Source organism: Xanthomonas vasicola pv. musacearum NCPPB 4379 (assembly GCF_000277895.2).
Lineage (GTDB): Bacteria > Pseudomonadota > Gammaproteobacteria > Xanthomonadales > Xanthomonadaceae > Xanthomonas > Xanthomonas vasicola.
In genome coordinates this window covers 3503408-3526904 of the sequence record NZ_CP034655.1, presented here as the reverse complement: position 1 = coordinate 3526904, position 23497 = coordinate 3503408, and the positions used below count along the sequence as shown (strand labels likewise).

11 protein-coding genes, 1 other RNA gene and 4 pseudogenes are annotated in these 23497 nt (G+C 63.6%); 3 read left to right on the top strand and 13 right to left on the bottom strand.

Translation table 11 applies throughout. The features are described from left to right. Nucleotides 1–58: 58 nt before the first annotated feature. Together KWO_RS16375 and KWO_RS23405 are read left to right on the top strand one after the other, a co-directional pair. A pseudogene (locus KWO_RS16375) lies at nt 59–182 on the top strand (adenosylcobinamide kinase); the annotation flags it as partial. Beyond that, nucleotides 126–446 carry a GyrI-like domain-containing protein gene (locus tag KWO_RS23405; protein WP_227479831.1) on the top strand — a complete coding sequence of 107 codons (321 nt, stop codon included), beginning with the start codon at nt 126–128 and terminating at the stop codon, nt 444–446. The pseudogene KWO_RS16375 and the gene KWO_RS23405, both read left to right, overlap by 57 nt. On the opposite strand, the gene KWO_RS16365 is transcribed toward KWO_RS23405, so the two are convergent. From KWO_RS16365 to ybaL, 8 genes are all read right to left on the bottom strand, one after another. Beyond that, nucleotides 350–1639 (bottom strand): type III PLP-dependent enzyme, encoded by a 1290-nt coding sequence (locus KWO_RS16365; protein WP_010375429.1) that lies wholly within the window; start codon nt 1637–1639, stop codon nt 350–352. The two genes, KWO_RS23405 and KWO_RS16365, sit on opposite strands and share 97 nt — an antisense overlap. Then, entirely contained in the window at nt 1636–3405 is a 1770-nt protein-coding gene (locus KWO_RS16360; protein ID WP_010375426.1) for an IucA/IucC family protein, read from the bottom strand. The genes KWO_RS16365 and KWO_RS16360 overlap by 4 nt, the downstream gene beginning before the upstream one ends. Further along, nucleotides 3383–4579: an MFS transporter gene (locus tag KWO_RS16355; RefSeq protein WP_010375424.1), complete on the bottom strand. Its 1197-nt coding sequence runs from the start codon at nt 4577–4579 to the stop codon at nt 3383–3385. The genes KWO_RS16360 and KWO_RS16355 overlap by 23 nt, the downstream gene beginning before the upstream one ends. A gap of 2 nt (nt 4580–4581) precedes the next feature. After that, complete coding sequence (locus KWO_RS16350; RefSeq protein WP_010375422.1) at nt 4582–6378, bottom strand: IucA/IucC family protein; 1797 nt, start codon at nt 6376–6378, stop codon at nt 4582–4584. Continuing rightward, the gene (locus KWO_RS16345) at nt 6375–7601 is read right to left on the bottom strand and encodes a siderophore biosynthesis protein PvsA (RefSeq protein ID WP_010375420.1); all 1227 of its coding nucleotides are present in this window, start codon (nt 7599–7601) and stop codon (nt 6375–6377) included. Before KWO_RS16345 ends, KWO_RS16350 begins: the two co-directional genes overlap by 4 nt. 237 nt (nt 7602–7838) lie before the next feature. Next, entirely contained in the window at nt 7839–9980 is a 2142-nt protein-coding gene (locus KWO_RS16340) for a TonB-dependent receptor family protein (protein WP_010375418.1), read from the bottom strand. Further along, complete coding sequence (locus KWO_RS16335) at nt 9981–10742, bottom strand: HpcH/HpaI aldolase family protein (RefSeq protein WP_010366995.1); 762 nt, start codon at nt 10740–10742, stop codon at nt 9981–9983. Between the two features lie 341 nt (nt 10743–11083). Beyond that, nucleotides 11084–12781 carry a YbaL family putative K(+) efflux transporter gene (ybaL, locus tag KWO_RS16330; RefSeq protein WP_010366997.1) on the bottom strand — a complete coding sequence of 566 codons (1698 nt, stop codon included), beginning with the start codon at nt 12779–12781 and terminating at the stop codon, nt 11084–11086. A 519-nt stretch (nt 12782–13300) separates the two neighbouring features. On the opposite strand from ybaL, the pseudogene KWO_RS16325 reads away from it, so the two are divergent. Further along, nucleotides 13301–14249: pseudogene (locus tag KWO_RS16325) on the top strand (IS481 family transposase). 578 nt (nt 14250–14827) lie between these two features. Here KWO_RS16325 and KWO_RS16315 read toward each other — a convergent pair. From KWO_RS16315 to KWO_RS16295, 5 genes and pseudogenes are all read right to left on the bottom strand, one after another. Further along, entirely contained in the window at nt 14828–17227 is a 2400-nt protein-coding gene (locus KWO_RS16315) for a TonB-dependent receptor plug domain-containing protein (protein WP_010375562.1), read from the bottom strand. A gap of 329 nt (nt 17228–17556) precedes the next feature. After that, a pseudogene (locus KWO_RS16310) lies at nt 17557–19945 on the bottom strand (TonB-dependent receptor plug domain-containing protein). A 272-nt stretch (nt 19946–20217) separates the two neighbouring features. Further along, nucleotides 20218–20602, bottom strand: a pseudogene (locus KWO_RS16305) (VOC family protein). A gap of 122 nt (nt 20603–20724) precedes the next feature. Further along, nucleotides 20725–20800, bottom strand: a non-coding RNA gene (locus KWO_RS16300) — sX9 sRNA. A 298-nt stretch (nt 20801–21098) separates the two neighbouring features. Continuing rightward, on the bottom strand, nt 21099–23486 hold the full coding sequence (locus tag KWO_RS16295; protein WP_017112934.1) for a TonB-dependent receptor plug domain-containing protein: 2388 nt from the start codon (nt 23484–23486) through the stop codon (nt 21099–21101). Nucleotides 23487–23497 lie beyond the last annotated feature (11 nt).

Here is a 23497-nt window from a genome sequence, read left to right as displayed (position 1 = left end):
GCGTGCCACGCGTTGCAGTGCTGGGCATGTTGACTGCCATGGCGCAGGGCTGCACGCCATGTTGCTGGTGATTGCCGCCGCTGCCGTGCTCCTGGACCTGCTGCTCGGTGAGCCGCGGCGCGCGCATCCGCTGGTGCTGTTCGGTACCTGGGCGCAGCGCATCGAAGCGCGCCTGCACCGCGAACAACACCACCATTGCCCATGCAGCTGCGCCAACTCACCGCTGGTACGCACGCGGTGCTGCGTCACGTGGGGATTACGCGGGACTGGAAGACGTGCTCGACCAATGGCTCGCAGGGTGGTTACCGAACAGCGGTTATGCACTGCGCGAAGCACCGCTGCATTACCTCTATCTCGACGACCCACAAATCGTCGCCGAAGCGCAGTTGCGTGCAGATATGCGGGTGCCGGTGCAGTTATCTGGCAAGGCCGCATCACCCATGTAATGCGTCGTCGGCAAAAACACCATCTGCGGCGCCGGATGCATCAGAAAGTGCTGGTGCGAAATATTCCACGCATACGCGCCGGCCAGCGGAAAGGCCAAGCAATCGCCCGGTGCCAGTACGGCGACATGCTGGTCGCGTGCCAGCACATCCTTGGGCGTGCATAGCTGGCCTACCAGGGTCACCGGGGTGTCGCGCAACACGGGCGCGCGCGCGCCACGCAACACACGGAACGGATGATCGTGCGCCTGCGCGGCCGGCGTGCGGAAGTGATGGGTGCCGCCGCGGGCAACCGCAAACCAGGCGCCGTGGCTGCGTTTGAGATCGAGCACTTCCATCAAGTACCAACCACAGCTTGCGCTGACATAGCGGCCCGGTTCCAGGCGCAGGTGCAGGTCAGTGCCATGTTCGTGCAGCAAGGCAGGCAGCCCGGCGCAGAAGCCGGCCCAGTCGAACGACAATTCCGGCGCCAGATAGTCCACACCGAAGCCGCCACCGGCATTCACCCGCAGTGGGCCTAGGGCATAGGTGTGCCGCCATTGCTGCACGGTGCGCAGGTAAGCGGCGATCAGATGCAGTTGTGCGGCGGCATCGCGCTGATGCGACATCAGATGAAAGTGGAAGCCTTCCAGGCGCAGCGATGGGCTTGCCTGCAGCAACTGCATCGCTGTATCCAGATCGCACGGATCCAGGCCGAACGGTGAGGGATGCCCGCCCATCATCAAGCGCGTGCTCTGCGCACCGGGCACTGCGATGTTCATGCGCAGAAACACCGACACGCAGCGACCGGCATGCGCTGCGATTGCCGCCAGGCGTTCGAGCTCGCTCAGGCTTTCCACATGCACGGTGCAGTCGGGCAGGGCGGCTGCCTGGACGAGCTCGGTATCAAGTTTCCCCGGACCGCCGAACAACAACGCAGCTTGCGGTTGCTGTGCATGCAGCCAAGCGAGTTCGCCACCGGATGCAGCTTCGAAGCCATCCACATGCGCTGCCAGCGTACGCAGAACCGGCGGCTCGGCATTGGCTTTTGCTGCATAAAACAACTCGCACTGCGGCGGCAGCTGCGCACGCATCCATGCCGCATGCGCGTCCAGTGCCGCCAAGTCGTAGACGTACGCGCAGATCGGGCCCTCGCAGCGCTCGCGCACCTGCGGCAAGGCAGCAAGCACCGCAACGGTATCGATGTGCAGGATCATGCCGCCACCCGCCGCGCCGCCGTGATACGTGGGATGGGATTGGGCAGCGCGGTGTAATCGGATTGGCGGTCGGCGCGCTGCCACACACGTGTGCCCAGATTGTTTTTGCCGGGCAGTGGTGCGCCGTTGATCAGACCCTGCAACGCGGCTTGCGCGCCATGGCGTTGCTGCCAGCGTGCCGCCATCTCGCCCACGCATTGCCACAGGCGCGCTTCCAACACGGCATCACCTTCGGTGAGGTGAAAGATCGCTTCGGCCAGGTTGTTGACCAACGCGCAATACGCAACGCGGTTCCAGCCCTGTTCGGGCGTGTAATACAGCGATTGCCGCGCGCGCTCACCCACGCCGTGCAGGTGTGCGGCGGGCCAGTGATGCGCAAGCAGCTTGGTGCCTTCCAGGTCGCGAATCCACACACGTGTCGGCCAGCCGTCGGCGAAACCGATCACCGTGTTCTGCAGATGCGGTTCCAGCGCGATGCCGTGCTGGAACAGCGCGCTCCATACGCCGTCCAGCAGCAGTCCGGCGTAGGCGCGGAACCACAGCACTGTGGCCGTCTGCCGGTCGATGTGCGCGTTGGCAAGCGCCTGCAAGCGTGCGGCGCACACGCTGTTGCCCTGCGCATCGCAGGTGAACAAGGCCGCAGCCACCTGCGGTTGCCAACGTGCACGTTGCGCGGCAGGAATGGTTTGCCGATACAGAATGCCGAAGCTCTCCGACAGCGCCCGCGCCGCTAGCGGGTCGGCAGCGTGCAATGCGGGGTCGACCTGCGCGACCTCCAGCGAGGTGGCCGCCGGCTCCAGCATCACATCGAAGCCCGGCACCTGCGTGGTTAGGGCACGCCAGCTCGGTGCCAACAGTTCGGTGAGCGCAACCGCACTTTCCAATTCGTACCACGCGTTTTTGCGCACGCAGTTGGTGAGCCGCACATGCACCGAGCATTTGAAGAAATACGCAAGTTCCGGGTGATATAGCGTGCGTACCGACGAGGTCGGCCGCACGGCATCGCCCAACGGGCCGACCGGCGTGATCAGGCCGCGCGCCTGCAGGGTGCGCAGCAATGGGTCGTCGAGCAGCCGCTGCGCTTCCCAGGGATGGCAGGGGTAGAGATCGTGGCTGCCGCTTAGCTGCTTCAGCGTGGCGCGCACATCGCGCCCCTGCGTGCGCAACAGGCGTGGGTCGATGCGGAACCAGAACAGCTGGAACGAGGCACGTGCTTCCGGCGCGCAGGCCAGCACCTGATCCAGATCCACGCCTTCGCGGCTCTTCGGCGTCGGGTGCAATGCGTGCCCCCACAGCATCGATTGTTCGGCGTCGATCATGGCTTCGCCGGTGTCTGCTATGCCTCGCGCCTGTCGCAATAACGCAGCGGTGATCGCCACGCTATTCGCGCTTTGCGCAAGCAGTTCGGGGTTGACGGACTTTGCGCTGCCCAAGGTCTGCAACAGGCAGCGCGCCAACGCATCCGCGTCCAGGCTATGCCACGGCTTGCCGGCGCTCTTGAGAAACGGCGTGGAGGCGAAGCGGCAGCGACCCAGGCGATCGGCATAGGCAATCCGCACGCACAGCGCGCCGGCTCCGCCCAGGTCGATGCGTAGCCAGCGTTGTTCGGCAACGCGCGGGCCGGGGCGATCCAGCCCGCGATAGTCGAAGTCGGCCATGTGCTGCGGAATCGCGAACTCGCGCAGGTAGCAGTTCAACCAGCAGCTGCAGGCCTGCGCGTCGGCCATGCTGTCGTACCAGGGGTCATGCATCGTGTGCGGCGACATCGGCAGTTCTCCTCGAAGGGAAGCGCACCAGGACGGTGAGCGCAGCAGCGGCCGCAGCCAGCGCGGCAGCCAGGAAAGGGGTGGCGGGGCCGGACGCCTGCGCCAACGCACCGGCAGCCGCACCGGCGAAGACACCGGCCCATTTGCCGCAGGCATCGAAGCGACCGAACAGGCGTCCGGCGCCATGGCCGTTGGCAACGGCCGCCAAGCTGCGGTTGAGTCCACGCAGGCCGAACAACATGCCGAAGCCGAACAACAGCCGCGCCGCCGCCAACGCGACGGCATCGTGCAAGAACGCCTGCCACACGCAGGCCACTGCGAACAACGCCAGGCCCGGCACCAGCCACGCCTCGCCATCGCCGCGTCGCCACCACGGCAGCACCACCAGATACACCAGATGCGGCAGGCTGTAGAGCAGACCGGCGAGCGCATCGTGGCCGGCGCCGCGCGCGAGTGCGTACGGGATGAAGTAGGGGAACGTCACCACCATCGCGAAACAGAACAAAAACTGTGCGAGTAGCAAGGCGGGCCACAGTGGCGCTGTGATGGTTCGCATTGATACGGGCGATGAAGCTGCGTGCTTCGAAGAGGTTGAAGGTTTGCCGGCAGCTTGTGCTCGCGCAGCGGGTTGATCCGGCGGCAGCCGCCAGGTCAACGCAAACGCGATCAACGGCAGCAACGCCAGAGCGCGATACAGCGATTGCGCCGGGCCCAGTGCTATTGCCAGGCCCAGCAATGCAGGTGCGCTCACCATGGCAAGACGCGCCGAGTACTGCGTCCAGTCCAACGCGCGTGCCAACGGGCCGGCGTGCGACTGGCTGGCCAGATACGCATTGGCCGCCGCCAGCGAGCCGCCGCAGGTGCCTTGCACGATCAGGCCGATCACCAGCCAGGTCAGCGACGGCGCGAAACCGGCAATCGCAAAGCCCAGCGCCAACCCCAGTTGCGCGCGCAGCAACGAGCGCTTGCGTCCATAGCGGTCTGCCAAACGCCCCCACGTGCTCGCCGTCAACGCGGTGCACAGCGTGGGCAACACATACAGCACGCCGCTCCAGCCCACTGCGGCCGATGGTGCAAGTTCGGCCAGGACCTGCGGCAGAAACAGCGGCATGCCCAATGCGGTGAATGCCGCGAGATAGTGCGCAGCCAGCACCGGACCCAGAATGCGCCTCATCGCTACGCGCCCGCTTGCTTGCGCGGCAGGTGTTGCGCATCAACGAACGCAGCGCCGAATGGATTGGGCGCGCTGTCACCGTAGAACTTGTTGATGTCGGTCGCCCCGGTGAGTTGCTTGCTGAGCAGGCTGCCGGCACTGAGCAGGTATTTCACCGGCAGCCTTGGCGCGGCCAAGAGGCGGCGCGCAGGGCTAGTGTCGATGTCGTCGGCGTCCAGTTGCGCCAGCGTCGCAGCAAATTGCGCCTGCAGCTGCGCGTACAGCGGCGTGCGCAGCGCGGGCTGCCATTCGGCCAGGCCTTCCAGCACCGCCTGCAGATCCAGCTGCAGCACGATGGTGCAGAACATTTGTGCCAACGCCAGTGGATCGTCCACCGCAATCCTTTCATCCTGCAGCGGTCCGAATGCATCCACATCCGGCAGCGCTGCACGCAGTTGCGGCATGGCGATCCGCGCAGCGTCGTTGTCCTTCATCAACAAACGCGTGGGCTGGCCATCCGCATACACCAGCACGCTGTTCTGCTGATTGGCTTCCAACGCAATGCCGTAGCGCAGCCAAAGGCGCAGATGCACGGCAAGCAGTAGTTCGGTGTAGTTGCGCCACCAATGCAGCACATCGCCCTGTGCAAAGCGCTCGGCCAGATGGATCGCCATCGGGCGGCCATCGGGCATGGGGGCGCATAGCGCGGCCACCGGCACCAGTGTGGCATCGTCCTTTGCTGGGTAACGCCGTACCAGATAGGCCAGATGCCGTGTTTGCCCGACATGTCCGCCATGCGATTCGTCGACGAACACACAACGGCCTTGCAGCGCGGGATCAAGCGCATCGATGCGCCGCAATGCGCGCTCCAGCCAATACCCGTCGTACAGCGTGGAGGGTTTGATCAGACGCAGATTGAGTGCGCCCAGCGTGCGCATCGGGATCGGTAGTTTGAGATGCAGTTGCGGATGTTGCAGCGGCACCAGCGTGCGCACCGACAGCGTCGGGCGCACGTCCAGCCAGGCGTTTGGCGCGCGCAGCACGCCCTCAGGCAGCGCCAAGCCGTCCTGCTCCAATCGCTCCCACACCAATGGATGCACCGGCCAGGCGACATGCGTGGCAGCCAGCTCAGGCGGCAGTCCCAGGCTTTCACAACTCGGCCATAGCTCCGCTGGCGGGGCGCTGGTGCATTGCGCCAACGCCTGCGGAATCGTCAGCCAGCGCAGTGTGAAGGTCGGCGCAAATTCCGGCGCGTAGTGGCGGAGTTCTGCTGCATCCAGCCCGGCCTTGGCGCGCGCAGTGGGGTAAAACGGATGGTCGCGGTAGCTGGCTAGCTGATCACAGCGGTATGCACGCTCGGCGGCATCGGGGTGCTGTAGCGCATTGCTCAAGGCCGGCACCTGTGCCTGGTAGGCTTGCCGTGCCAGCCCGCGATGCGCAGCGGCGCAGGCGGCTTCCTCGGCGTAGGCGCGATGCAGCTGTTGCGTTTCGGCATCCAGTTCGGCACTCATGCGTTGCAGCCACGCCTGCGCCCCATGTTCGACATGTACGCAATCGCTTCCCTGCACGATCCAGCTGTCGCCGCGGGCGCCGATGTCCTGCAGCGCGCCCTGACGATGGATCGGCAACCACACCGTGCCACCGGGTAAGTGTGCGATGCGCCACCAGCCTTCCACCGGGCTGGGATCGTTCCATTGCGCCAGCAAACCCGCATCCGGTATTGCGGCACTGCCGCGGCTGACAATCCCACGCAGGTCTTCGCGCAGGCAGGCATCGATGATGCGGGTGGCGATGTAACGTTGGTCGGCCACGCTGCTCATGCACGCAGCTCCGCGTGATCGATGCGCCATTGCAGGCCGGCTTCGGCCTGCAGCACGGCGTGTTGCAGCGCCTGCGCATCGCTGGCCAGTGCGCTCAGCACGCCCAGGTAATCCTTGTTGGAATGGCTCAGGCGGATGCGCTCGCCGGGTGTGCGCATGCGCCGGTACTGCACGTCGCAGTGCGCATCATGGTGGCGGCGGTCTTCGCTGGCGGTGACCAATTCGCCGTCGTGCTCGGCCACGTAGTAGCGCAGCAAGGCATGCGCACGCGCGCTGCGCAGTTGCGGCAACGGCAGGCCCAGATGCGGTGCCAGCGCCGCGTTGAACCATTGTTTGGAAAACATCTCGTCGAGCAGGAACTCACGGCGGTCGCCGATGCTGCGGTAATTGATCTCCACCAGCACCGGCCCGTCGCTGCTGAGAATGAATTCGCTATGGCATAGGCCGAAGCCGACGCCGAACCCACGCAGTTGTTGCAACGCCTGCGCGATCACCTGCGTATCCACATCGGCATCCCACTGCGCTTCGCATTCGACGAAGTGTGGCGGTGGCGATAGCTGCACCTTGAAGCCTCCGATGGCCTGCAGGCCGTTGCCGTCACCGAGGGTCTCCAACGTAAACAGCGCACCTTCCAGCATGCGTTCCAGCAACACGGTGCGCTGCGGATGGCGCTGCCACAGATCGTCCAGATACGCCTGCAATTGCATAGCATCGGCGCAGTGGCGCACGTCCAGACTCGCCACGCCTTCGCGCGGTTTGGCCACGACCGGCCACGGTATCTTCGCGGGCAATGCGGCGCCAGGGGACAGTGTGCAAAACCAGGGGCAGGGCAGGCCCTGTGCACGCAAGCGTTGGCGCATCGCGGCCTTGTTCTTTGCCGCGTAACACACTTGCCAATCCTTGCCCGGCAGGCCAAGGGCCGCGGCCACCAGTGCGGTGCTGGTCTGCAGATGGTCGCTATTGCTGAACACCGCACGCGGCACGATGTCGGCATCGTGCAGCACGTCCAGCACGCCGAGTGGGTTGAACACATCGCATTCGATCACCCGCTGCGGCGCATGCGTGGGGTGCTCGCGGAAATAGGCCAGGTGATCGCGTCGGTGGTCGGTGAGCAACCACACCGGCAGGCCGAGCGCGTGCGCAGCCGGCAGAAAACCTTCGGTAATGGCCGGATGGCAGACATGGGTGAGTATCACCAACGGTGCAGCGGATGTCGCAGTCATGGCAGCTCTCGTTCAACAGGACGGTGGAAAAACCGGTACTGAAACGGGCTGCCTGGCGCCATGTGGCGTTGGGTGGCCTGCGATACGTCGATCGCATGCCGCGTGCTGCGGCAGTGATGCGTGCCTCATGCACGCCGTGTTGTCTGTGACAGTCGCCAGCGCGACCGCCGTTGCTCTCAGGGGCGACCAACGCGCCTGTGCGTTGGTCGGGTGCAGCGTTTGCTCAGTGATGCAGGCTCAAAACGTGTATTCCAGCCCGGCGGTGACGGTCCGTGCCGGTGCGGCCTGACGCCCCCACGGGCTGGTATCGACGCCACGGAACCAGTATTGCCGGTCGAACAGATTGTTGATCGCCAACGATGCGCTGAATTTTTGTCCATCGCGTTCGAACAGGGTATGGCTCACCTGCGTGTTCCACACCATGTAGGACGGCAATTGGCCGACCGAGGCGATGGCATTCTCTTGCACGGTGTTGGCTGCGTCGCTGAAGGCCTTGCTGAAGTAATAGCCGGAAAGCGCGACAGTGGTGTGACCAAGTGCGTAGGTGCCGCCCAGCGTGATCTGGTTGCGCGAGGTGTAAGGCACGCGGAAGCCGCGGAATTCGCCCGATTCCTGGCTGGCATCCAGATACGCATAGCTGGCGTTGAGGGTAAACGCACGCAGTTGCTCCGGGCTCCATTGCAGTTCCAGCTCACCACCTTGATGACGGGTCTTGCCCAGGTTGCGGAACACGCGCGTGGTGTTGTCCAGCTGAATCTGCTGATCGAAATCGATGAGGTATCCGCCCAGTTGGATGCGCGTGCGCTCATTGGGCTGATAGCGTGTGCCGGCTTCGTAATTCCATGCCAGTTCGGCATCCAGGTTGTTGCCGAAGATGATCTGGGTAACCTGCGGGGCGCGCATCGAACGCTGGCCGTCGGCATAGAAGAACCACTGCTCGTCTGCCTGGAAGCCCAACGTCAGGCCAGGCAAGACATCGCGTGTCTGGTTGAGCGTGCTGACGCCGGTGGCGCGATTGAAATAGCGCGAATCCAGGCGCTCGTAGCGCAGGCCCGGTGTAACCGTCACGCGCGCGTCGGGCAGGGTGATGGCGTTGCTGACGTACGCGGCCAACGCGCGGTCTTCGAATTGCCAATCGCGCACAGTGGTGAATAATCCATCGCGCAGACGCAGATTGCCAACCAGGAAATCGATGTCCTCGCGCACCGCACGCACACCGGCTGTCCACTGCTGGCGCACGCCACCGGCATCGCCCATGGTCCAGCTCAAACGCGGCTCACTGCCGACGACGCGGAAGTCGCGTGGCGCGGTCTGGCGCAGTTGCGGCGGCAGGTCCGAGCGCCAGGTTTCGCTGGAGGCCTGACGCATGCCGACGATGAAATTGCGGCTACTGCGAGCGTTGAAGTTGGTCCAATCCAGGCGCACGTCCTGCATCAGGCCCCAGTCGCCCAGCAACTGCTCGTAGCTCAGCGACGCACGCGTGGTGCGGCCATTGAAGCTGTCCAGCGGGCGCGTGGACTGGCGCGGGTCGCGCCGGTAATCGTCCGGACTGAGTGCGCCGGCCAGATCCATGTCGACCAGATAACGCTGCACACTGGCCTTGAGTAACGTGGTGTCGTCCAGCCACCACTCCGCACGCACGCGCAGATTGCTGATGTCGGTGTTGCTATGTGCGCGCCAGTACTCACCAGAGGCGCGATTGGCATCCACCTGCATGCCGAAATTGTCGGTGAGGTATCCGCCGCTGCTGAGCGCACTGTCCTGCAGGAACTGTCCTTGGCCGCCGGCGGCGACCTTGTGCGCCAGCGTGGTGCTCCACGCGCTCGGGATCTCCTTGCTGACCAGATTGATCACCCCGCCCACGTTATTCGGCCCGTACTGCACAGCTGCACCGCCGCGTACGATGTCGATGCGGTCGATCTGATTCAACCCCACCGGAAACAGCGACAGGCTGGTCTGCCCATAAGGTGCCAATGCCAGCGGAATGCCGTCTTCCAGCACCTGCACGCGGCCGCTGCGGCTTTCGTACAGGCCGCGCAGCATGATCTGCGGCAGTGCGCCGGTACCGGTTTCGTCGAAGATCTTGATGCCGGGCACGCGCTGCAACGCATCGTCCAGCGAACGATTGCCGCCATTGCGCAGCTGCTCACGATCAATAACCTGGCGGCTGCCGGCATAACGTTGCACATCGTCGGGTTTGGAACGCCCGAGCAAGCTGCCTTGCACCTGGACCGCGTCAAGCGCACGGATCGGCGCGTCGCCATCGGTGGCACCAACCGCATCGGCCGCCGGCGTGTCGGCAGCGCGTGCCAGCTGCGGCAGGATCAGCGTGATCGCTGCGATGGCGATGGCCAGCGCGTGGAAACGGAACGTCGACATCTACGGCGTGCTCCTGCGGGCGGGTGGTGAAGTAGGGACGGAAAAACTGGCCAGCTGACCGCGCAATGCGCGTTGAATCAGTGCGCGGTCTTCGCCGGCGAGCAGCCAGCGCAGCGCGGGCTGTTGCAGCCAGTGCGCGCGTTGCGCATCGGTGCGCGGGTTGGGGCAAAACGGCACGTTGGCAGCACTGCAATGCGCATGCAGTTGCAGCAGCAGCTCCCACACCTGTGGATGCGTGGGCTGCGGGCCCAGGCCTAGATCCAGCGCAAGATCCAGCGCGCCTTCCATCACCAAGGCCACGCCGGGCACGGCGAGGATTTCCGCAAGTGCGGCAATACCTGCGGCGCTTTCGATCATCGGCACGATGCGGATATCGGCATTGGCCTGCGCGATGTAGGTGGGCAAATCGATATTGCCGAAACCGGTGACACGGCCGCCGGTGATGCCGCGCCGGCCCAGCGGCGGGAAGCGTGCCGCGGCGACGGCGTTGGCGATCTGCGCCGCAGACTCAGCTCGCGGAATCACGATCCCGCGCGCGCCGGCATCCAGCACCCGGCCAATCAGCTTTTCGTTCACCTCCGGCACGCGTACCCAGGCTTCGCTGCCGGAGAGCTCACAGGCGCGGATGGCATGTTCAAGTTCATCGGGCGCGCGCAGCACATGCTCCAGGTCGAGCACCACAAAGCCATAGCCAATGCGGCCCAGCAATTCGCAGAGCTGCACGCTTGGCACTGCGTTGAGGATGCCGACTGCAACCGTCATGGAAGAGATTGCCAGGGAAACGGGCGCTCATCCTGCGCTTAATGGGAATGATTATCAAGTGTGTCTGACGGGTGCTCTTTGTGATCCTGGTCGCCGTTGTAACCGGTGGTCAGGTCAATGTTTTCAATCTGAAGTTACTGCCCGCAATAAAAAAGCCCGCAGGCCTTGAACGCCTGCGGGCTCGATTCGTTGGATATCTAGGAGGACGCCGCTGCTGCAAGCGGCAGCGCTTACGGCCGTGCGGGCGCGCCAGCTCTACAACCAACCAGTGCGCAGATGTAGCGCCGTCCAGGCCCACCGGCCATTGGAAGAGCGTCCTTTGCGTGCAGATGCATGCGTACCTATGACGCCGGCACATTCAACGCGCGGTACGGCGGTGTGGACATCACCATCTCGGCCAGCGAATAAGCCAGTTCGCGTTCGGCCAACACCGCGCCGTCGGCGCCATGGTCGAGCAGATGCTTCACTTCCGCATCGCTGTGCGCGCGTGCCAGCAAGGTCAGCGAGGGGTTGATCGCGCGCAGCTTGGCCAGCGCTTCGCCGGCTTCCAGCGGCTGCGGAATGGCCAGGATCGCGATCTTGGCGTGCTCCGGGCGCGCCTCGGCCAGCACGCGGTCGGCCGCGGCGCTGCCACGGATGCCTGGAATACCGGCGGCATGTGCCTTGGCCACGTGGTCGCCGTTGTCGTCGATCACCAGCACCGGCACGCCGCGGCTGCGCAGCAACTGCGCCAACGAGCTGCCCACGCGGCCGTAGCCGATCACGATGGCGTGTCCATCCGCCGGCAGCGGCGGGCCGGGCGGCAGTTCCGGCTCTACGGCGGCCGGAGCGTCCTGGGCCTGCTTGGCCTGCCAGCGATCCAGCCACGAGAACAGGAACGGGTTGGCCACAATCGACAGCAGCGCGCCGGCAAGAATCAGATCGCGCCCGGTCTCGGGCAGGATTGCCAGCTGCACGCCCAGCCCGGCCAGGATGAAAGAGAACTCGCCGATCTGCGCCAGGCTGGTGGAAATGGTCAGCGCGGTGCCGGTGGGGTGGCCGAACGCACGCACGATCAGGAACGCCGCCAGCGACTTGCCCACGGTGATGGTCAGGAAGGTAGCCAGCACCTGCCATGGGTGCGCAACAAGAATCATTGGGTCGAACAACATACCGACCGAGACGAAGAACAGCACTGCAAACGCATCGCGCAACGGCAGCGAATCGCTGGCCGCCTTGTGGCTGAGTTCGGATTCCTTGAGCAGCATGCCGGCGAAGAAGGCGCCCAGCGCGAACGACACACCAAACAACGTGGCCGAGACGAATGCCACGCCCAGCGCGATCCCGAGCACGGCCAGGGTGAACAGTTCGCGCGAGCCGGTTGCCGCTACTTTTTCCAGCGACCACGGAATCACGCGCCGGCCGATGACCAGCATCGCCGCGACAAATGCCACCATCTTGAGCAAGGTCACGCCGAGCGCGGCCAGCAGCGACGGCGATTGCGCGTCGTGCGCTGTCGTTGGCGTGCCGGTGCCGAGCACATCCGCCAGCGCCGGCAACAACACCAACGCCAGCACCATCACCAGGTCTTCGACGATCAGCCAGCCCACCGCGATGCGGCCGCGCTGGGTGTCCAGCAAACGGCGTTCTTCCAGCGCACGCAGCAGCACCACGGTGCTGGCCACCGACAGCGCCAGGCCGAACACCAGGCCGTGAATCAGCGACCAGCCCATGCTCCACGCCAGCGCCCAGCCGAGCAAGGTGGCCACGACGATCTGCGCCAGCGCACCGGGCACCGCGATCCACTTCACTTCCATCAAATCGTCGAGCGAAAAATGCAGTCCCACCCCGAACATCAGCAACATCACACCCAGCTCGGACAGCTGGTTGGCGATGGTCTGGTCGGCCACGAAGCCTGGCGTAAATGGCCCCACGCACACACCGGCCAGCAGATAGCCGACCAGCGGCGAGAGCTTCACCTTTTGCGCGAGCGTGCCAAGTATGAAGGCGACCGCGAGGCCGACGGCGATGATGTCGATGAGGCTGGTGTCGTGATGCATTCCAATCCGTTGTAAGAGTGTCCGGAGAGCGTCGAGGTCGATCCAAGCCAACGGCACTGCGCCGGGCGTCGCCTGCGGGCATTGCGTGGTGATGGCTGGTGTCCCGGCGAGGGGAACAGGACCGCACAACAGGTCCGGTTGGCCGGACGCCCATAGTACACAGCGCATGATTAACGCGATGCGACAGGCGGCGCATGCGCGCAAAGGCGGATGGTATGCGCGCTGGGTTGATCGGTGTCATTTGACGTGCCGGACGCTGAGCAGCGTATGCACTGCACAATGCGCAGTTGCTGCGAAAGCTGCGTCGCAACATATATTCCAACGACCGCCAACGCAGCGAGTCTGGCGCCACGGCCTCGCACCTGCGCAAGGTGCGCGTGACGATTTCCAACAGCGCGGCTCGCCACTATTGATGACGCTGCGTTCTTCAACAGACCGCTTCCTGCCACGCAGGTTAGCCAGGTGTTTGATCCCAGGATTTGATGGGGCACCATTTTCCATCGAATGGAAGGAGGCACTATGGGCCAGGTTCTACACGGGAGCGCCACTACGACAGAAGCGATCCGTCGAGCGATACAACAGAGTCAACAGAGCCTGAGAGCGCTTTCCAAGCGTTACGGAATCCATCAAAAGACGGTGGCGAAGTGGAAGAAGCGGACCTCGGTTGCCGATGTGCCAACCGGGCCGACGCAGCCGTGGCCCACAGTGTTGTCCGTTACGGAAGAGGCGGCGATTGTCGCTTTCCGCAAGCACACCTTGCTGCCGCTGGACGACTGTCTCTACGCACTGCAGCCAAGCATTCCCGTCTGACGCGCTCATCGTTCACCGTTGCCTGCAGCGCCATGGCATCTCGCGGCTACCCGACATCACGGGTGACAAGGCCGCGTAGAAGCGGTTTAAAAGCTATCCGATTGGCTACTTTCATATCGACATTGCAGAAGTACACACAACCCAGGGCAAGCTGTATTTGTTCGTGGCCATCGATAGGACGTCCAAGTTTGTGCTCACCGAACTGCACGCGGCAGCCAACACATTGGTGGCTGCGCAATTCCTGCAAAATGTGATCCAGACAATGCCCTACACTTTGCACACGGTGCTGACAGACAACGGCATCCAGTTCACCAATCGCCGAACCGACCGCCATGCCTTCAGGCACATCTTCACTCGCGTCTGCGAAGAGCACGGTGTCGGCCATCGTTTGACCCAGGTCACGCACCCCTGGACCAACGGACAGGTGGAGTGGATGAATCGAACCATCAAGGAAGCAACGGTCAAACGCTTTCACTACGAGGACCAGGCGCAACTGCAACGGCATCTGACCATGTTCATCGACGCCTACAACTTCGGTCGCAGGCTCACAGCGTTGGAAGGTCTGACACCGTACGAATTTATCTGCGAACAGTGGACATCCGAACCCGAGCGGTTCAAGGTCAACCCGATCCATCTAATGCCGGGAGTGAACACCTAGCAACGCTACAGTTTTCGGCACGATGCATGCCTGATCAACACGTACATACGCAATGCACAGCCGCTGCTCGAACTGGCCGAGCGCCTGCTGATGAGTCACGTTTTCGCCGCGCGGCACATCGACGTGATGCGCCAAGTGGTCAGTAATCTCGCGACGCAGTTGATCGCGAATTTAGGCAATCGTGCGGTGGCGGAATCCCCATCGCCTCGCAACCGGCTTGTATCGATCGGGCTGGGAAGCAGCGCTTGCCGCGCTGCTCACGCAGTTGCAGGCACTGCGCCTGGAGCAACCTCAGGCTGAGCTAGAGTGATGACGCAATCGCAACAGGTGGATGCCTTGCCGGCGTCCTGGTGATGCAGCAGCTTTGCGCATGACTTCTTGCAACGCGCAGCCAGCAGCATTCGCTACATGCGCCACTGCATACAGGCCTAGAACAAAACAGGCACCACCGAAGATCGGTGATGCCTGTCGATGTCTGCGTGGAGCGCAATCCGATCAACGCAGATGTCTGGAACGGCTAACAACTATCGCGCGGCGGTGATGCATGCCGCGCGTAGCCTTCCAAGGCTACGAGCTTCTCAGAAGCGATAGGTCACTCGGCCGTACCAGTAGCGACCGTTGAAGCCGAACGGCGACAGCGAGGAATACTGCAGACCGCTGGCACGGTCGTCATACCCGGTGGTCAACTGTGCCTTGGTCGGATACTGGTTGGTGACGTTGTCGGCGCCCACGGTGAAGGTCAGCGCCTGCCAGGTGTAGTTGGCCGCCAGATTGAGAATCCAGCGTGCCGAATAGGTCTGGTCCTGACTGCCGTCGACCGGATCCGCAACGCGCTTGATCGCGCCATAGCGGGTGGCGTTGCCGTTGAGCGAGAAGCTGCCCAAGGTCCAGTCCGCTGCCAACATGTACTTGGTGCGTGGCGTGGACTCGGTCAACAAGCCCTGGCTGGCGCGTCCGAAGTTCGGATTGGACAGTTCCAGGATCTTGGTCTTGTTGTAGTTGGCGCTAGCGCTCAGATTGAGGCTGCCGCCGGCGCCAAGATCGGCCTTGTAGCTATTGACCCAGTCGACGCCGCGGGTGCGGCTGGTGGCGCCGTTGACGAAGAATTGCACCGCACCAACCTGGCCGATCGGCTGGGCGAGCTGGATCTGGTCCGAATACAGGATCTGGTCCCAGATGCGGATCTGGTACACGTCCAGCGTCGAGGTGAAGTTGGCGGTTGGCTGCCAGACGCTGCCAATTCCGTAGTTGGTGGACTTTTCCGGACTGAGCGGGCGCGCGCCTAACTGCACGGCGATCGGGTCGGAGGTGCGGTAGGTGCCGACCTGGATCAGCTGGCCTTCCTGCGGCAGGGTCACCACCGACGCATAGTTCTGCTGCGCCAGCGAGGGCGCACGGAACCCGTTGGAGACCGTTGCACGCATTGAGAACGTATCGGTGAACGCATAGCGCGCCGAAAGCTTGCCCGAGCGGGTGGCGCCGGCGTCGCTGTAGTTCTCGTAACGTCCGGCGATGCCGCCGGACAGCTTGTCGGTCAGATCCGCTTCCAGCGCTGCGTAGGCCGCGTTGCTGTGGCGGCCGAACTTGCCGGCTACCGAGGGCTCCAGGCCGGAGAACACCTGCGCACCGCCGGGGTAGGAGCTTCCGGTCTCCGGGTTGATGGTGTCGGGGTCGAAGAAATACGACGCTGGCGAGCCGGCGACGATCTCGTAGCGGTCCTGCCGGTGTTCGGCGCCGAAGGCCAGATTGACCGGATAGGCCAGGCCCCAATCGAAGGACTTGTTGAAGTCGGCGTTGAGCGTGCCTTGCTCGGTTTCGAAGCCGCCGGAATTGAAGTTGGTCGGCGAACTGCCGGTGCTCCAGTACAGATTGCTGTTGATGCTGTTGAGGATGTTGAAGGTCATGTCGTTCTTGCCGTAGGTGGCCGACACGTCCCAATGCCAGTCGCTTGCAGTGGTGCCTTTGACGCCGAGCACCGCCGAGCGGTCATTGATCGGGTTGTAGATCTGCGGCAGGAAGCCGTTGGGATACACCGCCTGCACATTGCGGTCGGTGTTGTCGTAGGCACGGTAGTAGCCGTTGGAGGTGACTTCGCGGCGGCTGACGCTCAGATGACCATACAGTTCGACGTTGGGCGTGAAGTTATAGCCGAATGCGGCCAGGCCCTGATAGAACCTGGCATCTGGATCGCCATGACGCTGGTAAGGCACCCCACTGGGATTGGCGGCGCCGGCAATCGTGGTGGCGCGATTGGTGTTCTCGCTGCGATTGGTGTCCATCGAATTCTGATAATTCCAGGACAGCCGCACCCAGCCAGGCGCGGTATCGCCGGTGGTGCTGCCGAACGGCAGACCGACCGAGCCGTCGATGCCGTTCTGCGCGCCGTCGCCCTTGTCCATGATGCCGCCGTTGACCGAAATGCTGTTGCTGCCAGCATCGGCGCCGTGCTTGAGCACGATGTTGATCACACCGGCAATGGCGTCGGAGCCGTATTGCGCCGATGCGCCATCGCGCAGCACCTCGATGCGGGCGATTGCCGACATCGGCAGCGAGTTGAGATCGGCCGGGGCTGAACCACGACCCACATAGGGGTTGTAATTCACCAGCGAGGAGGTGTGATAACGCTTGCCGTCGACCAGCACCAGCACGTTGTCCGGCGACAGTCCGCGCAGCGTGGCGGGACGCGCGGCGTCGTTGCCATCGGCGATGGCCGGCCGCGGGAAATTCAGCGATGGCAATAGTTTGCCGAGTGCAGTGGCGACGTCGGTGGCGCCGGTGGCCTGCAACGACTCCTCGGAGATGATGTCGATCGGCGATTCGGATTCGGCCACGGTACGGTCGCTCACACGTGTACCGGTAACGATCAGGGCATCCAGGGTCTTCTGCGGCTGGGGCGATTGCGACTGCGCACTTGCAGCGAAGGAACAGACGGTGAGTGAGACTGAAATCGCCAGCGAGAGTGCGTTGGAGGTGTGCATGGGAATCAAGGCTCAAAAAGATGATGGACGTAGCGACGTAGCGCCGGGGAATGCAACTGCGTACGGGTAATCTGTCATGCCTGCGCGCCGCGTGCTGCCGGAGTGCGGAGCCGTGCGGGCGAAGATGGCAGCAATCGGCAATGCGCGGTGTGACGCCTTAGGCACTTTGCTGTGCGCATCCTTGCTGAAGCGGTGCAGCGTGCAGCGGAGCGTCTAACCTGGTCACCCTCACGTGTGCGAGGGTGACCAGTGGCGGTGACGTCGGCAGCACGCAAACGTGCGGTGCCGCGCGACTCAGGTGCCGGTCGTTGCCGACCGGCACCTGGGAATTACCACTTGTAGCTCACGTTTGCGTACACCAACGCACCGTTGAAACCGAACGGCGAGGCGCTGCTGTAGAGCAGGTAGGTGCGCGTGCCCAGACCCGCTTGCTGGCGGTCGGGATATTCGTTGAGCACGTTGTCGCCACCAACAGTGAAGTTCCATGCGCCCAACTTGTAGGACGCAGCCAGATCCAGCGTCCACTTGGCCGCGTAGGTCTGGTCGCTGCCAGCGTTGGTGCCGAAGGTGCTGAACTCACCCCAGCGCGTGGCGGTGCCGGTGAACGACCAGTTGCCCGGCGACCAGGTGCCGCCGAGGAAGAACTTGTCGCGCGGCGTGCCTTCGGTGATGCGACCAATTTCGGCGCGGCCGATGCGCACCGCACTCGGATCGATCGCCATCAGCGCTGCCGGGTTGTCGGCGATGCGTTTCACTTCGGTCTTGTTGTAGTTGTAGCCGGAGGTCAGCTCTGCGCTGCCGCCATCCAGATTCCAGCGATAGGTGCCGACCGCATCCACGCCCTGCGTCTTGGTGTCCACCGCATTGGTGAAGTAACGCCCGCCGCCGATGCCCGGGAAACCATTGGCCTGCAGATAGTTGCGTGCCGACGTCGAGGTGAGGTTCTCCGACAACACGATGCGGTCGTCGATATCGATGCGGTAGGCGTCGACGGTGATGTATAGATTCTCCACCGGCTGCAGCACCACACCCAGGCCGTAATTCTTGGACTCTTCGGCCTTGAGCGGCTCGGCACCGAGTGCAATCGCGGCCGGGTTATCGGTACGGAAGGTGCCGATCTCGAACGGAGTCGCAGTAACTGTGCCGTTGGGCTGCGCCACGTTGAGGAACTGGGTGGCGATCGACTGGAAATTCTGCTGCTGCAGCGACGGCGCGCGGAAGCCGGTGGACGCAGTGGCACGCACCGCCACCTTGTCGGTGAACGCATAGCGCATCGACAGTTTGCCGGTAGCGGTGTCGCCGAAGTCGCTGTACTTCTCGTAGCGCCCGGCCAGACCGGCAGAGAACTTATCGGTCAGATCCGCTTCCAGATCGACATAGGCAGAATGGCTATTGCGATTGTAGTAACCGGAATCGGAGGGCTTGAAGCCCGGGAACACCTGCGCGCCGGGAATCAACGATCCGTTGGCCGAAGGAATGCCACCGTTGGCCGACGAGGCCGCATCGCCTGGCGATTCGTTGAACTTCTCGCCGCGCCATTCCGCACCAAACGCCAGCGTGAGCGGATACGCCAAGCCCCAATCCAGCGTCTTGGTGAAATCGGCATTGAGCACGTTCTGCGTCACTTCCAGCGTACCGGCATGGAAGTCGGTCGGGCTGGTCACGCCCAGGCTGTTGTTCAAGCTGTTGCGCACATCGAAGGTGAGATTGTTCTGGCCGTAGTTGTAGCTCAGATCGATGTTCAAGCCACCGTCGGTGGAAGTCTTCAAACCGCCCACCCACGAGACGTCCTTGCTGACGTTGTAGATCTGCGGCAGGAAACCGTCCGGATAAATTTCCGGTCGATTGCGGTTATCGCCTGCAAAACGGAAATAGCCGTTGGACAACACTTCGCGCCGGCTGACCATGCCGAACGAGTAGAAGGTCAGGTAATCGGTTGGGCTGTATTCGCCGTTGAACGAGATGGCGCCCTGGTCGATCTCGGGGTCGCCGTAACGCTGCTCCACACGGCCCTGAAACGGCAACGCGCGGTTGGTCTGATCCGAATGTCCGGCCTGCGCGGCCAGGTGCACCTTGCCGGTGCCGGCGAAGCTGAAGCCGGCATCGCCGGACAACTGATACTGCTCGCCGTCGCCAGCGCTGTACTTGCCGTAGCGGCCATTGACGCTGCCGCCTTCGCCGCTGCCCTTGAGCACGATGTTGATCACGCCGGCGATGGCATCCGAGCCGTATTGCGCGGATGCACCGTCGCGCAATACTTCGATGCGCTCCACCGCTGCAATCGGAATGGTGTTGAGGTCTGCCGGCGAGGAGCCGCGCCCTTGCGTGTCATTGAGATTGATCAATGCGGTGCTGTGATAGCGCTTGCCGTTGACCAACACCAGGACCTGATCCGGCGACAGGCCGCGCAGCTGCGCCGGGCGCACGGCGTCAGAACCGTCGGAGATGGCCGGACGCGGGAAATTGAGCGAGGGAATCGCGCGTGAGAGCGCGGTCGCCAATTCGGTGGTGCCGGTCGATTCCAACGCCTGCGGCGAAATAATGTCGATCGGCGATGCCGATTCGGCGACCGTGCGATCGGCCACGCGCGTACCGGTCACGATCAGGGTGTCGAGTGTTTTCTGGGTCGGCGACTGCGACTGTGCAACGGCGGTGGAAGCGGAAAACGACAGTGCAAGAACCAACGGCAACTGCGAGTGGACTGGTCTTGCAATTCATGCGGTGACAACTCCGAGTGGGGAACGGATGCATCGCAGGTGCCCCCTCCCGGGCCGCGTCTAACGCGGCAACTGCGATGCGTTCTCAACCATTAACCACGCGTAACCACATGTCAAATTTTGGTTACGTTGGCAAGCAACTGTCATATCTCTCGTGCTGCTGGCAACGCTGTCATCGTGCACCAAAGTGATGCGTTGCGTGCACCACACCTGCCAGCGCAAGGGTTTGCTTGCACCATGTTGGACGGCAATACCAGTTATAAAACTTGTGCATCAGAACGTGATCTGCACCGCATCTGCACTGTGTTGCGCAACACCATGGAAGACCGCTTCGATATTTTTGCCGTCCGGATGGAGCAAGAACGCAGCGTCGTAGTGCCGGTGATACGGCCGCAAGCCAGGTGCACCATTGTCGCGACCACCACGGGCGAGCGCCGCCTGATGAAAGGCATGCACCATCGCCACATCGCGCGCCTGAAATGCCAGGTGATGGCGGCCGGTCAGCATGCCTTGTGCCACCGTGTCGCGGTTGGAGACAAACAGTTCGTCGGCCCAGAAGAATCCGTCCCCGTTACCGCCGAGCGGAATGCCAAGAACGTCCAGTACGGCTCTGTAGAAGCGCCGGCTGGTGCACCACCAGGTGCAGGTAGTCGATCAAGCGTCCGCGCGACAGCTGCGATGTTTTTCCATGGTGCGTGCTCCGGCAACGACGGGAACGCTGTTGATACGACCGCAACTGCCGCTAGCTCTTCACTTCGCAGCGATGCGGTGCGTAAGCGCGGCTAGCAAGGCGTAGCGACCAGTCGTCAGGTACGCGCAGGCGGCGCACGCGAACTGCGGTGTACGCGTGGGACATGGCGCACAAAGCACAAGTACCGAGCACCGGCAGCGTCCGCTGGTGGCTCGGCAGTCATTTGTTTGCCGCTCTACAAAGCTGCGGTAACGCCGGCCAATACGCACACGCCCCGAACTGGTCGGGGCGTGTGGTCGAACATCAATGGTGAAGATGCACTGCGACACGCCATGCATGTGCAGTGACAGCGCATCCCCAATCACGGCGAATGCTGCGGCTGTCTCATGCTGATCGCAAGATGGCCAATCGCGTCGCCCACCTCACGATCGCGACGGCGACATCCGCCGCTCAAGCGCAGTGCTTACCAGCGGTAGTTGATGCGCCCGTACACATACGCACCGTTGAAACCGAACGGCGACAGATTGCTGTACGGAAATTGCCCGCTGGTGGAATTGGCGAAGTTGTTTTCGTCCGGATATTCGTCCAGCACATTGTCTGCACCCAACGTCAGCGTCCAGCGGTCCACCTTGTAGCTGGCCGAGGCATCCACCACCCACTTGGCGCCGAAGGTCTGGTCGTTGGTCGCGTCGGCCGGGCGGGTGCTGAACTTGCCGTAGCGCGTCGCACCCAGGGCCAGCGTCCAGTGCTCCAAATTCCAACTGCCGTTGATCAGGAACTTATCGCGCGGGAAGCCTTCTTCGATGCGGCCACGCTCGGTGCGGTCGATGCGCTCCAGGCTCAGCCCGTTGTCTGACAGCGCTGCCGGGTTGGCGGCTACGCTGCGCACTTCGGTTTCGGAATAGTTGTAGCCGGCAGTCAGGTCCACGCTGCTGGTGGCAAGCTGCCAGCGGTAGCTGCCCACCACGTCCACGCCACGCGTGCGCGTGTCCACGGCGTTGGTGAAGTAACGCCCGCCGTTGATGCCGAAGATGCCCTGCGATTCCAACAGGTTCCGCACGCCGTTCCCGGTGAGGTTGGACGACAGCACGATGCGGTCGTCCACATCGATCTGGTACGCATCCACGGTGAGGTAGAGCGCATCGGTCGGCTGCAACACCAGGCCCAGGCTGTAGGACAGCGAGGTTTCCGCGTCCAGCCGCTCGGCGCCGAGCGCGCGCGCCACGGTGCTGTCGGCGGGGAAAGTGCCGATCTCGAACGGGTTCGGGTTGCCGGCCAGGAAGGTGGTGCTGGTGGACTGGAAATATTGCTGCGCCAGCGACGGCGCGCGGAAGCCCGACGACACCGTGCCGCGCAACGCGATCTTGTCGGTGAACGCATAGCGCGCGGACAACTTGCCCGAAGCCTGACTACCGAAATCGCTGTAGTCCTCGTAGCGCCCAGCCAGACCGGCAGATAACTTGTCGGTGAAGTCGGCTTCCAGATCCGCATACAGCGCGTAGCTGTCACGCGAATACCGGCCCGATACGCTAGGAGCGAAGCCGCCGAACCCCTGCGCGCCAGCGGCCAGCGTGCCGCTCTGGAAATACGAACCCACTTCGCCTGGCGACTGGTTCCACTTTTCGTTGCGGTATTCCGCACCGAAGGCCACCGTCACCGGATACGCCAAGCCCCAGTCGAAGCCGCGCTTGACGTCCAGGTTGACGATGTTCTGCGTAGTTTCCAGCGCACCGTCGTAGAACGCCGTGGGCGAGGTCGGGCCCAGGCTTACGTTGAGTGTGTTGCGGGTGTGGAAATCGATGCGGTTGTAGCCGTAGTTGTAGCTGGCGTCCCAATCCCAACCGCTGGCGGTGGAACCGCGCACACCGGCGACCAGCGAGCGGTCTTTGGCATAGGTCTGGATTTCCGGCAGAAAGCCCTGCGGATAGATCGACAAGATATTCTGCGAGGTGCTGCCCGGCGCGCGGAAAAACGCGAACGAGGTGATGTCGCGGTTGCTGGCGGTGGCAAACGCATAGCCGGTGATGCTGTCGCTGAAGGCGAATTCGGTATTGGCCGAGACCGCCTGCGCATTGACCTCCGGGTCGCCGATCTTGAACGCCTTCTGGCCGACTGCCGGCTGCGAGGCGCTGGGCGCGCCGGCGTAGGCGCGCGCACGGTCGGTGGGGTCTTGTTGATTGAGCTGGGCGGCCACGTGCAGCCAGCCGCGGTCGCCGCCGTAGGCCACGCCGGTGTCGCCGGACAGCTCGTAGTTATTGCCGTCGCCGGCCGAATACTGGCCGAAGCCGGCTTGCAGGCTGCCGCCCTTTTCTGCGCCCTTGAGCACGATGTTGACCACACCGGCGATGGCATCGGAGCCGTACTGCGCGGAAGCGCCGTCGCGCAGCACTTCCACCCGCGCGATTGCAGCGACCGGAATGGTGTTCAGATCCACCGCCGCCGAGCCCCGACCAATCGTGCCGTTGAGGTTGAGCAGCGAAGAGGTGTGGCGGCGTTTGCCGTTGACCAGCACCAGCACCTGATCCGGCGACAGGCCACGCAGCTGCGCGGGGCGGATCGCACTGGTGCCGTCGCTCAGCGCGGGGCGTGGGAAGTTCAGCGAGGGCAGCGCGCGCGCCAGCGCGGTGGCCAGTTCCGGGGTGCCGGTGGCCTGCAGCGATTCGGCGCTGATGATGTCAATTGGCGATTGCGACTCGGCCACGGTGCGGTCAGACACGCGGGTGCCGGTGACGATGACTGTATCCAACGTGTTGGCCGGGGCGGTCGCCGGCGCGGCGGTCTGGGCCAGGGCGGGGGAAGCAAGCAGTGCAGCGACCACAGCGGTCGCAAGGGCGGAAAGGGGGATGTGCATGACAACTCCGA